Below are 12949 nucleotides of genomic sequence, written 5' to 3'. Positions count from 1 at the left end.
AGGATCAAGGCTGGTAGCGGATGTCGGCGTCGACGCTGCTGCCGCCGGCCTTGCCATCCTTGCCGAGGCTGATCAGCTCGTACGGCTGGCCTTCACCCGGCGCACGGTATTCCAGCGCGTGGCCCCACGGATCGTTCAGGTCAGCCGGCTTGGCATACGGACCCAGCCAGCCGCCGACGCCCGCCGGTGCGGTCACCAGATCGTTGAGCGAGCCAGGCAGCTTGCCGGTATCGATCTGGTAGTTGTCGACCTTGGACGCGACGGTCTGCACCTGCGCCTTGGCGATGTTGGCCTTGCCGCGATCGGCGCCGCCCAGCACGCGGCTCGCGACCAGGGTCAGCACCGCACCGATCAGCACGATGACGATGATGATTTCCAGCAGGCTCATGCCTGACTGGTTGCGCGCGGCGGTGAAGGAAAGGCGGATCGGTCGACGGGAAGCAATCATGGTCGGTCCTTTCAGTTACGAAGTGTCGGGGTTGCGTAGGAATCCATCGTCAACCGATGGCATTGGTCAGGTCGTACAGCGGCACCAGCACGGCCACGATCACCGCGCCGACCACCGAGGCCAGCACCAGGGTGATCGCCGGCACCATCGCTGCCAGCAGGCGGTCGATGCGGCGGGCACTGTCCTGTTCGAAGGTATCGGCCGCCTTCAGCAGCATGGTATCGAGTGCGCCGGATTCCTCGCCCACCTGTATCATCTGCAGGGCCAGCCGCGGGAACCGCTTGCCGCGCGACAGCGCCAGCGACAGGCCGGCGCCGTTCTTCACTTCATCCGCGGCGGCCTCGACATCGGCGGCCAGCGCGCGGTTGCCCAGCACGTTGCGGGCGATGCCCAGCGCGCCCAGCAATGGCACGCCGTTGCGCAACAGGGTACCCAGCGTGCGTGCCAGCCGTGCGGTTTCCAGTTCGCCCAGCAGGCGGCCGATGCCGCGCCGCTGCAGCAGCCAGCCATCCAGCGCCAGGCGGAACACCGGTTGCCGCGCCTTGCGTTCGAAGAACAGCGCCAGCACGGCGGGCACCACCAGCAGCAGCACCCACCAGTCGCGCACGAACAGGCCCAACTGCAGCACCGCGTTGGTGAACCACGGCAGCGCCACGTCCAGGCTCTCGTACATCTGCGCGAACTGCGGCACCACATAGCCGAGCAGGAACAGCAGTGCACCGCCCACCACCACCAGCAGGATGGCCGGGTACACCAGCGCGTTGATCACCTTGCCCTGCAGCGCACGGCTGCGTTCAAGGTAGTCAGCCAGCCGCTGCAGGGTGTCGTGCAGGCTGCCACCCGCCTCGCCGGCGCGCACCATGTTCACGTACAGGCGCGAGAACAGCCCGTGCTGACGCTCCAGCGCAGTGGACAGCGGCGCACCACCGCGCACCACGTCGCGGATGTCGGTGATCGCACGCCGCGAACGTTCGTCTTCCGGCAGGCCGAGCAGGATCGACAGCGCGCGGTCGAGTGGCTGGCCGGCACCGAGCAGTGTCGCCAGCTGCTGGGTGAACTGCAGCAGTGCCGCGCCCTGCAGCGGGCGTTGGCGGAACAGGTTGCGCCAGGTGCTGCCGCCGATCGCGCCGCCGTCAGCCAGCTGCGTCTCCATCGGAAGGTGGCCCTGGTCCTGCAGGCGCGCGACCAGCTCGGCCTCGCTGGCCGCTTCCATCTGCCCGTCGAAGATCTCGCCGTGCGTGTTGAGCGCCTTGTAGCGGTAGTTCGGCATGTCAGCCCCTGCGTCCTGCGCGCATCAGCTTTCCTCGGTCACGCGCAGCACTTCCTCGATGGTCGTCTGCCCGCTCAGCGCCTTGGACAGGCCATCCTCGTACATGGTGCGCATGCCGGCCTCGCGGGCGATGCGCTCGATCTCGCCCATGCCATCACGGCGCATCACCGCACGCCGCAGCGCGTCGTTCATCACCAGGAATTCCATGATGGTGGTACGTCCCAGGTAGCCGGTCGGTGCCAGCGCCGAGGGCTTAGGGCGGTACAGGTGGATCGGCCCCTGCGGCTGCAGGCGGCGCAGTTCGAAGCGTTCGATCTCCTCCGGCGAGGCTTCGTAGCGTTCGGCGTGGGTCGGTTCCAGCCGGCGCACCAGGCGCTGGGCGAGGATGCCGTTGATGGTGGAGGTGAGCAGATAGTCTTCCACGCCCATGTCGAGCAGGCGGGTGATGCCGCCGGCCGCATTGTTGGTATGCAGGGTGGACAGCACCAGGTGGCCGGTCAGCGCCGACTGGATCGCGATGCGCGCGGTTTCCAGGTCGCGCATTTCGCCGATCATGATGATGTCCGGGTCCTGGCGCACGATGCTGCGCAGGGCATTGGCGAAGTCCAGCCCGATCTGCGGCTTGGCCTGGATCTGGTTGATGCCCTCGATCTGGTACTCGACCGGGTCTTCGACCGTGATGATCTTGACGTCGGCAGTGTTCAGCTGGCTCAGCGCGGTATAGAGCGTGGTGGTCTTGCCCGAACCGGTCGGGCCGGTCACCAGCAGGATGCCGTGCGGCTGTTCCAGCACCTTGCGGAACTGCGGCAGGAAGGCGTCGGTGAAGCCGAGGCGATGGAAATCGAACACCACCGTTTCGCGGTCGAGCAGGCGCATCACCACGCTTTCGCCGTGCGCGGTCGGCACGGTACTGACGCGCAGGTCCAGTTCCTTGCCCTGCACGCGCAGCATGATGCGGCCATCCTGCGGCAGGCGGCGCTCGGCGATGTTGAGCCGGGCCATGATCTTGATGCGACTGATCACCGCCGCGGTGAGGTTGGCCGGCGGGCTTTCGCCCTCCACCAGCACGCCATCGACGCGGTAACGGACCTTCAACCGGCTTTCGAACGGTTCGACATGGATGTCCGAGGCGCGCAGCTCCACCGCGCGCTGTATCACCAGGTTGACCAGGCGGATCACCGGCGCTTCCGAGGCAAGGTCGCGCAGGTGCTCGATGTCATCCACCGCACCGCCCTCGCCATCGGCGGTCTCGACAATCGCGCCCATCGCACTACGGCCCTGGCCGAACCAGCGCTCGACCAGATCATCGATCTCGGCGCGCATGCCCAGCACTGGCGTCACCGGTACGCCCAATGCCAGCTGCACGGCCTGCTGCGGATAGGGATCGTGGGCATCGGCCAGCCACAGCCGCACGCCCTGTTCATCAAGCGCCAACGGGCACACATGGAACTGCTTGAGGAAGCGCAGCGACAGCGGCAGGCCCTCGGCCAGCCCCTGTGGCGGCGCCTCGGGCAGCTGCTTTCCTTCCAGCAGCGGCAGCCCCAGCACCTCGGCGCTGGCCTGCGCCTGGTCACGTTCGGAGACCAGCCCCAGCCGCACCAGCAGGCCGAGCAGGCTGCCACCGGCTTCGGCGTGCAGCGGCCGCGCCCGTGCCAGGTCGCCTTCCTTCAGCCGGCCACGCGCCAGCAACGCATCCAGGATGCGACCTTCGGCGGTGTCGGCAGCGGTTGCAGCAAGCGCGTTCACATGACTCTCCTGTCAATCGGTTCGACTTTAGCAGTTAAGCCATGATTTCCGCCGCCCCTCCGCCACCTTTCGTAAAAAGACGAAGCCCGTCACATGGGATGACGGGCTTCGGCCATTCAACTACGACAGTTCAAGCTTACTGCGTGGCGAGAATGCTCACCCCGCTGTAGGCCGCTTCACCCACCACCTTGATGTAGTAGGTGGTCGCCACCGGCTTGGTCACCCGCACTGTCTCGGAGGTGCCCGGACGGGTCGACTTGGCATCATTGTCGCTGGCACTGGGCTCACGGCCTTCAGCCACGTAGACCGAAACGTTGCCGGTGCCACCGTAGGTGATCACGCTGAACTGCTTGCCGGCAGCCGCTTCGAAGCTGTAGAGCTTGCTGCTGCCGGCTGCACCTGACAGGCCACCGATGGCCGCCTTGTTGGTCAGTGGCGTGGCCACCGGCCCGCAGTTCTCGGTGCATGGTTCTTCAAGTGCCTTGGCCAGCGCGGCCTTGGCATCGAGGATGCCGGTACCGATCGGGGTGGCCGCCGGAATGGCGACCGGGAACGGACGCGCGGTTTCCTTCAGCAGGGTCCGCATCGCCGCCGGGGTCAGCGGATCCTTGCCCTTGGCGATCAGCGCGCTCTGCACCAGTGCGGCAACGGCTGCCACATGCGGCGAGGCCATCGAGGTACCGCCCATGCCCATGTAGCCCGGCGTGCCCGATTCCGGCGTGGTCGCCGCATTGGAGCCGGTCTGCCAGATGTAGCCACCGGGATTGCCATCGACGCTGCCGCCACCGCCCGGGCCGGAAAGATCCACGCGGGTACCGTAGTTGGAGTAGTAAGTGATGCCGCCGGTGATGCGGGTGGCACCCACAGTCACCACGCCTTCGCAGCTGGCCGGCTGGTACTTGGACGCGTTGTCGGTTTCATTGCCGGCGGCCACCACCACCGTGGTACCGCGCGAGATGGCGCCGTTGATGGCGTCCTGGTAGGTGCTGGCGCAGGCGCCACCGCCGCCCAGGCTCATGTTGATGATCTCGGCCGGATTGGTGTTGGCCGGGATGCCGGTCACCGTGCCACCCGATGCCCAGACCACCGCATCGGCGATGTCGGACAGGTAGCCGCCGCACTTGCCCAGCACGCGCACCGGCAGCACCTTGGCCTTGTAGGCGACACCGGCCATGCCGACGCCGTTGTTGGTCTGCTCGGCCACGGTGCCAGCAACGTGCGTGCCGTGCCAGGAACTGTCCTCGGCCAGCGAGCCGTCATAGCACTCGTTGTCGTTCTCGACCCAATCACCGTAGTCCTGCGCGCCCGGCACGCGATCGTTGGTCGGGCGCCGCGAGGTCTCCGCATCGCTGATGAAGTCGTAACCCTCCAGCAGGTTGCCGACCAGGTCCGGATGCTGCGGCAGGATGCCGGTATCGATCACCGCCACCACGATGCCCTCACCCTGCGAGACATCCCACGCCGCCGGTGCGTTGATGCCGCCGACGGCGTTGTGCAGGTGCCACTGGTTCTGCTGGTAGAAGGGATCGTTCGGCACCAGCGCAGGCTGTACGTTGCCGGCACGCAGTTCGCTGCGGCGCAGCTTCACATCGGCTTCGGCGTACTGCACCGACGGGTCGGCCTTCAGTTCCTTCAGCACGCGCTGCAGTTCGGCCGGGGCCAGGCGGCCCTGCACGCGGATCAGGTCCGCACCGGTAGCGAGCTTGCGTACCACCTGCGGGCCGAGGGTACTGGCACGTGAGGTACCGCCGGACAGGCTGGCCCGGGTCAGCGCCGACTGCACGGTGGACAGCTTCGCCGAGCGGTCGGTGGCGGCAGCAGCGCCGGCCCGGTACTTGACGATGATGCGCTCAGCACCCGGTTGGGCGGTGCTGGCCTGGCGCACCGGCTCACGGGTAGGCAGGCCGGCGGCGTGGACGGCACCGACGGCCGTCATCGACAGCACGGCGGCGGCAAGCACATTGATGCGAAGGTTCTGCTTCTTGATCACGTCGAAATTCCTCTTCTGGGTCATGGTTCGAACCAACACTGCGGCCATCATTCCTTGACGACTCCCGGCCGGCCCAGCCGGGATTGCCGTGACCTCCCCCCAGGCCCTCACTGCAGGTGCTGCGCCGGCGTGGGTGGCCGCCGGCGCGATGGAATGGCTTACCAGCCGAAGCCGGCACCGACGCCGACCGAGCTGTCGTCACTGCTGAAGGCACCGCCGAAGGTGACCGTGGCGTGATCGCTGATCGCACGCTGGTAGCCCAGCGACAACGCCGATTCGCCGCCCTGGAAACCGATGCCGACGCCGACCCGGTTCTGGGTACGGATACCGGCAGCACTGGTGGCCATGTTGAGCATTGCTGCGCTCATCGCGCCCTGGCGGTCGATGCGGCGATCCATGTGGCGCAGGCGTCCGTCGATCTCGCCCTTGAACACATCGAAGCTGTCGGTGACAGCCTGGACGCGGCTGTCGGTGTAGCTGTTGGCCGTGGCCATGCCACGATCAAGCTGGCCCTTGTTGACCGCATCGGTAGCCGTGGTACCGGCCGCCACGTTGGTGACCTGGCGTTCGTTGCCCTCGCTGCCCACCGACACCGTGTTGGCACGATCGGCGACCGAGCCCTGTCCCAGCGCCACGGCATTGGCCGCACTGGCATTCGCCCCCTGGCCGATGGCAGTGGACGAGGCACCGCTGGCGACGGCGCCATCCCCCATGGCGACGGCATTGAGGCCGCTCGCCGGGGTGCCGACCGGAATGCCGGCACCTGCTGCGGCGGCCGTCGGCGTGCCCTGCACGCGTGCGGTGCTGGCCGCTGCCGCATCCGCCGTCACAGGGGCATCGGCGGTGCTGGCCAACGAAGTGTCATCCAGCGAGGCGCTCATCGCGCGCAGGCTGGACGCACCGGCACGCGTGCCACCGGCGCTGCGGCGGTCGATCTCGCTGACCTTGCGGTCGAGTGCGCCCAGTGCATCGCCGACGTTGCTGTAGGTAGCACCCTGGATCACATAGTTCGGCGCCACGAACACACCCTGCATGCCGACACTGGCACCACCGCCGAGGAAGCTGGCGGCATCGCTGAGCGACTGGAACAACTGGCCGCCGTTGATCGCCTGCCGGCTGCCTGCCGCAATGCTGCCGGCACCGACGTTGTCGATGGTGGTGCCCTGGAAGCCGGACAGGGTCAGGCGATCACGGCTGGCGTCGTCGTAGCCCACCGCGCTGGCCGCCGTGGTTTCAACGGTGGCGATGCGCGAATCGAAATCACCGACGCGGGTTTCCACTGCGCCCACGCGCTGGTTGGTGACGTTGAGCTGCGAACCGGTGATCGCATCGGTGCTGCCGGCGGCGATGCGGCCATCGGCCACATTGACGATGCGGCGCGTGGCCGGACCATCGGTGCCGTTGCCACCACCGACCGACACCACGTTGGCATCGAGCGCTCGCGAACCCGCGCCGAGCGCGACCGAGTTGGCACCTGTTGCACCGGCACTGGTACCCAGGGCCAATGCACCGTTGCCGATGGCCAGCGCGTTGGCACCCAGCGCGTTGCTGCGTGCACCACTGGCACTGGCTGCCGAACCGATGGCTGCGGCGTCGGTACCGCTGGCGCTGGCCGTGCCGCTGCCGGTGGCCTTGACGTAGCGCGCCGTGCCGTCTGCGGTGGCGGCAACGGCATCCAGCTGGCCACGGTTGACCGCATCGGTACGCTCGGTACCGGCGGCGACACGGGTGATCTGGCGATCGCTGCTGGCACTGCCGACCGACACGGTGTTGGCACGGTCGGCAACCGAACCAGCACCCAGCGCGACGCTGCTGGCAGCGCTGGCATTGGCGCTGACACCGACCGCTGTCGCATTGGCGCCGGTGGCCTTGCTGCCATAACCGACTGCGGTGCCAAGACGGCCGCTGGCATCGGCGTAGCTGCCGATGGCCGACGCGCCGTCAGCCGAAGCACTGGCGCGGAAACCATTGGCCTGCGACTGCGTGCCGCTGGCGGTGGCCTGCGCACCGCTGGCGGTGCTGTAGGCGCCCTTGGCCTTGGCGCCGGCACCGGTGGCGCTGGCACCCAGCTCACTGGCACTGGCGCCACTGCCGAGGGCGACGCTGTCGACACCGCTGGCCTGCGCCGTGTTGCCCAGTGCAGCGGCATTGTTGCCGGTAGCCAGCGCATCGAAGCCCACCGCGGTGGCATTGGCCGCCATCGCGTTGGCTCCGCTGCCCAGTGCGGTGGCGCCGTTGCCGATGGCGTTGGCCGCATTACCGGCAGCCAGTGCGTTGTCACCATCCACCAGTGCACCGGCCTCGCCATCGGCATTGCCGCTGGCCTGGAACTGGCGGCTGGTCTTGTCGGCGACACTGGCCACTGCATCCAGCTGGCCCTTGTTCACCGCATCGGTGGCTTCGCTGCCGGCTGCGACATGGGTCACCTGGCGCTCGCCACCGGTCTTGCCGACAGCCACGGTGTTGTCACGGTCGGCCTTGGAACCGGCGCCCAGCGCGACGCTGTTGCTGCCATTGGCGGTGGCGTTGGCACCCAGTGCGGTGGCACTGCTGCCTGCCGCCCACGAGTTCCAGCCGATCGCCGTGGCGTAGTCTTCGGTTGCCCAGGCGCCTGCGCCGAATGCTGCCGCACCGGTACCACTGGCACGCGACGGGATCAGGCCGAAGAAGGTGCTGCCACCGATCGCCACGCTTTCTTCGCCACTGGCTTCGCTGGACTGACCCACGGCAACGGCGCCGGTACCGGCCGCAGCGGCACCGAAGCCGACTGCCGTGGTGTTGGCACCACTGGCTGCCGAGCCGTAGCCCAATGCCGTGCCGAGCCGACCGCTGGCTTCGGCATAGCCGCCGACGGCGGTGGTGCCATCGGCCGACGCGGCGCTGCGGAAGCCACTGGCCAATGCCTGGGTGCCGCTGGCATTGGCTTCGGCGCCGCTGGCGGTGCTGTACGCACCACTGGCCTGCGCACGCGCGCCGGTGGCACTGGCGCCCAGTTCACTGGCACTGGCACCACTGCCCAGCGCCAGGCTGTCTTCGCCGGTGGCCTGTGCCGTGCTGCCCAGAGCAGCCGCGTTGTTGCCGGTGGCCAGCGCATCGAAGCCTACCGCCGTGGCGTTGGCCGCGATCGCGTTGGCACCACTGCCGAGCGCGGTGGCACCGTTGCCGATGGCATTGGCGGCGTCACCTGCGGCCAGCGCATTGTCACCCTCGACCAGCGCCCCGGTTTCGCCATCGGCATTGCCGCTGGCCTGGAACTGCTTGCTGGTCTTTTCCGCCGCAGCAGCCACTGCATCGAGCTGGTTCTTGTTGACCGCGTCGTTGCCCTGGGTGCCGTCGGCCACGTTGGTGATCTGGCGGGTATTGCCGCCGCCGCCCACCGATACGGTGTTGTCCCGGTCTGCAATCGAGTCCGCACCCAGCGCCACGCTGTTGGCACCACGCGATTCGGCGGCGTTGCCCAGTGCGGTGCTGTTGATGCCCCCCGACCAGGCACCACCACCCACCGCAGTGGAGTAGTTGCCCGAGGCCTCGGTGGCCAGCACGCCGAACAGCGAGCCGCCGACGGCGACACTGTTGGTGCCGGTGGCCAGGCTGCCCTGGCCGGTGGCGGTGCTGTAGGCGCCGGACGCTTCCGAGTCGCCACCCACTGCCACGCTGTTGGAGCCGGAGGCGTTGGCGAAGTTGCCGAACGCGGTGGCGTTGAACGCCGATGCCTGTGCATAGCCACCGATGGCGGTGCTGTAACCACCGGTGGCTTCGGCACCGATACCGAACGCCGCTGACGCCGTGCCGCTGGCCACGCTTTCGCTACCCACGGCGGTTGCCGCGTCACCGCTGGCATTGCTGAAGTAACCCACAGCTACGGCTTCTTCGCCAGAGGCTTCGGACAGCACGCCGGTAGCGGTACTGCCGGCACCGCTGGCGATGCTGGCCGCACCGAACGCTGCACTCTGCTCGCCGCTGGCCTCGCTTTCCGCACCGTGCGCGGTGGCGTACTCGCCGGTGGCCTGTGCGTTGGCGCCGACGGCGCTGGCATTGGCTGCGCTGGCAAGGGCATTGAAGCCCACCGCCTGCGCATTGTTGGCCAACGCATTGGCGCCGCTGCCCAGCGCAGTGGCGCCATTGCCGATGGCATTGGCCGCATCACCGGCGGCCAGTGCGTTGTCACCGTCCACGAGCGCACCGGCTACGTCATCGCCGTTGCCGCTGGCCTGGAAGAAGCGGCTGGTGGTTGTCGCCGTGGTCGCAACCGCATCCAGCTGCGCCTTGTTCACCGCATCGGTGGCCTGGGTGCCGGCGGCGACGTTGGTGACCTGGCGTTCGTTGCCGGCGCTGCCCACCGACACCGTGCGCGCGCGATTGGCGACCGAACCGGCGCCCAGCGCGACCGTGTTGCTGGCGCTGGCATTGCTGCCGGCACCGAGCGCGATGGCACTTTCACCACCGGCCACCGTATTGGTGCCGATGGCGATGCTGTTGATGCTGTTGCCCAGCGCCTGGAAGCCCAACGCCACGCTGTTGTCGCCATAGCCGAAGGCGCCGCGACCGACAGCGGTGGAGCTGGCACCGTTGGCCCAGCTGTTGTAACCGATGGACGTTGCGCCGCTGCCGCTGGCCCAGGCCGCGTTGCCGAACGCCGACGCGTTGGTGGCAGTCGCCCATGCACCCGAACCGAATGCCGCGGCGCCACTGGCGGTGGCCCAGCTGTATCCACCGACGGCGGTGCTGTCATCGCTGCTGGCGAACGCACTGTCGCCGACTGCAACCGCATAGCTGCCGGTGGCGCGTGACTTGCCGCCTGCGGCGAAGCTGTTGTCACCACTGGCCTTGGCAGCATTGCCGAATGCGCTGCTGGCAGCCCCGGTGGCCTGTGCGCCGCTGCCGACTGCGGTGGCATCGGCAACGGCGGTGGTGCCGACCTGTTGTGCCTTGCCGTCGGCACCGATGATCGGCTGGTTGAATTCATCATAGGCCTGGCCGAGGCCACCGATGGCAACGCCACCATTGCCGGTGGCAGCACTGTTGCGGCCTACCGCCACACTGTCATCGCCGATGGCCGACGCGGCGGCGCCATGCGCAACGGCGCCGGCACCGATCGCATTGCTCGAGGAACCGACGGCGATGGCGCCCTCGCCATCAGCCAGTGCGCCGGCGTCACTGCCCGCCTCCGGCTGCGCCTGGAAGAAACGAGCGGTGGTGTCGGCGGTGCTGGCCACGGCATCCAGCTGCGCCTTGTTCACCGCATCAGTAGCTTCGCTGCCGGCGGCAACGCTGGTGATCTGCCGCTCGTTGCCGGCACTGCCCACCGCCACGCTGTTGGCGCGCACCGCTTCGGAATTCGCGCCGAGCGCGACGCTGTTGGCGCCGCGTGCGGTGGCGTAGTAGCCCACGGCAGTGCTCTGCGCGCCACTGGCCCAGGTCTGAGCGCCGAGGGCACTGGCGTTCTCGCCCGGTGCATAGGCGAAGTAGCCAACGGCAGTGGCTTCGGCACCGGAGGCCTCGCTCAGGCTGCCGTTGGCCACCGCGCGATCGCCACTGGCAATGGCGCCCGCGCCGACGGCGGTCGCGGCTTCGCCACTGGCCTGGGTCTGCACGAAGAAGCCCAGGCCGGGAATCAGATCGGCCGGGCCGCCGATGGCGACGCTGCTGGTGCCGGTGGCATTGCTCTGCGTACCCAACGCGGTGGAGTAATCACCGATGGCATTGGCCACCGCACCGAACGCCGACGCTTGTGCGCCGGCAGCATAGGCACCCACGCCGTAGGACGACGCGGCAAAGCCGCTGGCTTCAGCGCTGGCACCGACGGCAGTGCCACCGACGCCGGCGCTGGTGGCGCCGGTTTCCACCGGTACGCCACCGCTGGTGATCAGCGGGTTGCCGTTGGCGTCCACCGCAGCACCGCCCACGGCAACACTGCCCGGGCCGTTGGCCTGTGCGTTGTTGCCGAACGCTGCACTGTTCTGGCCCGAGGCCAACGCGTTGTTGCCGACGGCGGTGGCGTTCTGCGCGACGGCGCCAGCACCAGCGCCAACTGCAGTAGCACCGTTGCCGATCGCGTTGGCGGCCTCGCCTGCAGCCAGTGCGTCGTCGCCCTCGGCCAGCGCACCGGCATCACTGTTGCTGCTGCCGGTGGCCTGGAAGCGCTTGGCGGTGGCATCGGCCACGGCGGCAACGCCCTTCAACTGGCCGACGTTGACCGCATCGTTATCTTCCGTACCGGCAGCCACGCTGGTGATCTGGCGGGTCAGGCCGTATTCGGCGGCACCGACGGACACGGTATCAACGCGGTCGGCCAGCGAGCCGGCACCGAGCGCCACGCTGCCGGTGGCCACCGCAGCGGAGTTCGAGCCCAGCGCCGTGCTGTATTCACCGACGGCGGTGCTGAATGCACCCACTGCAATCGACGCTTCGTTGGCGGCGGTAGCGCCGCGACCGAGCGCGGTGCTGCCCGGGCCCATCGCAACGGCACCGCCGCCGACGGCCGTCGCACCATCAGCGGTGGCTTCGGACAGTGCACCGAGTGCGGTAGCCGCGCCGTTTTCGCTGGCGGCGGTAGCGCTTGCGCCAACTGCGGTGTCGCCGAGACCGAATGCCGCGGCGCTCTGCCCGACCACGACGCTGGCATCGCCGAGCGCGAGTGCGCCCTGGCCGAAGGCGCTCGCGCCGATGCCAGCGGCGATGGCCTGCGTGCCGACTGCCGTGGTGGCGTTGGCCAGCGACTGTGCGCCGGCACCGGCCGCCAGAGCGCCCTGCCCGTCGATCTTCGCCGCGTCGCTGTCATCGCCAGCGCCGTCGGCCTTGAAATAACGGTTACCGTCTGCGGCGACGTCGGCCAGCGCGGCCTGCGTTGCACGCGCCTGCGCATCGAGCTGCGCCTTGTTCACCGCATCGGTGGCCTGGCTGCCTGCGGCAACATTGGTGATCTGCCGTTCCTTGCCGGTGTCACCGACGGAAACGGTGTTTGCACGGGTGGCCTTGGAGCCGGCGCCGAGCGCCACGCTGTTGGCAGCACTGGCGCTGCTGTTGCTGCCGATCGCCACCGCGTTGCTGCCCTTGGCCGTAGCCGTGCCTTCGATCAGGCACTTTTCGAGCAGCTTGCCGCTGAATGCGACGCAGGTGGCGCTGCCGCCGATCTGCACCGACTGTGCCGCAGCGATACCGCTCATGCCCAATCCCAATACCAGGCCCAGTGCCATCGCCAACCGTGCGGGCGCAGCCTGCGTTGCATCGCGGCGCTGGTCGACGACCCCGCCGCTGCTGCCGGAGGAGGCCAGTTCCGAGGCCACCACCAACTGACCCAATGCTTTGTTCCAGACCTTGCGATAAATCCGATTCATCGGTACGGCTCCTGATTGGACTGGTTTTGGGCAAAGCAACGCCACCGCTGGGCTTTCCGGCCCAACGTCCCCTGGGGGCGTTTATTCGCGTGATTTACTGCGGGGTATTGCCGAACGGCGCGCAGCGACAGAAAACCCAGCGCGTGCGCCAAGCGGTT

5 protein-coding genes are annotated in these 12949 nt (G+C 68.4%); all 5 read right to left on the bottom strand.

The window, feature by feature from the left end; genetic code table 11:
- Positions 1 to 4 precede the first annotated feature (4 nt).
- The gene (gspG, locus tag AC13GA_RS01180; RefSeq protein ID WP_004142831.1) at positions 5 to 448 is read right to left on the bottom strand and encodes a type II secretion system major pseudopilin GspG; all 444 of its coding nucleotides are present in this window, start codon (positions 446 to 448) and stop codon (positions 5 to 7) included.
- A gap of 49 nt (positions 449 to 497) precedes the next feature.
- Positions 498 to 1718: a type II secretion system protein XpsF gene (xpsF, locus tag AC13GA_RS01175; protein ID WP_136638603.1), complete on the bottom strand. Its 1221-nt coding sequence runs from the start codon at positions 1716 to 1718 to the stop codon at positions 498 to 500.
- Between the two features lie 24 nt (positions 1719 to 1742).
- The gene (gspE, locus tag AC13GA_RS01170; protein ID WP_136638604.1) at positions 1743 to 3464 is read right to left on the bottom strand and encodes a type II secretion system ATPase GspE; all 1722 of its coding nucleotides are present in this window, start codon (positions 3462 to 3464) and stop codon (positions 1743 to 1745) included.
- A 136-nt stretch (positions 3465 to 3600) separates the two neighbouring features.
- Complete coding sequence (locus AC13GA_RS01165) at positions 3601 to 5454, bottom strand: S8 family peptidase (RefSeq protein WP_482997690.1); 1854 nt, start codon at positions 5452 to 5454, stop codon at positions 3601 to 3603.
- Between the two features lie 158 nt (positions 5455 to 5612).
- A complete protein-coding gene (locus AC13GA_RS01160; protein ID WP_482997387.1) occupies positions 5613 to 12791 on the bottom strand; it encodes an ESPR-type extended signal peptide-containing protein in 7179 nt (2392 codons plus the stop codon).
- Between the last annotated feature and the right edge of the window lie 158 nt (positions 12792 to 12949).

Source organism: Stenotrophomonas sp. 22DLJC03, assembly GCF_056861405.1.
This window is presented reverse-complemented; position numbering and strand designations above follow the sequence as displayed.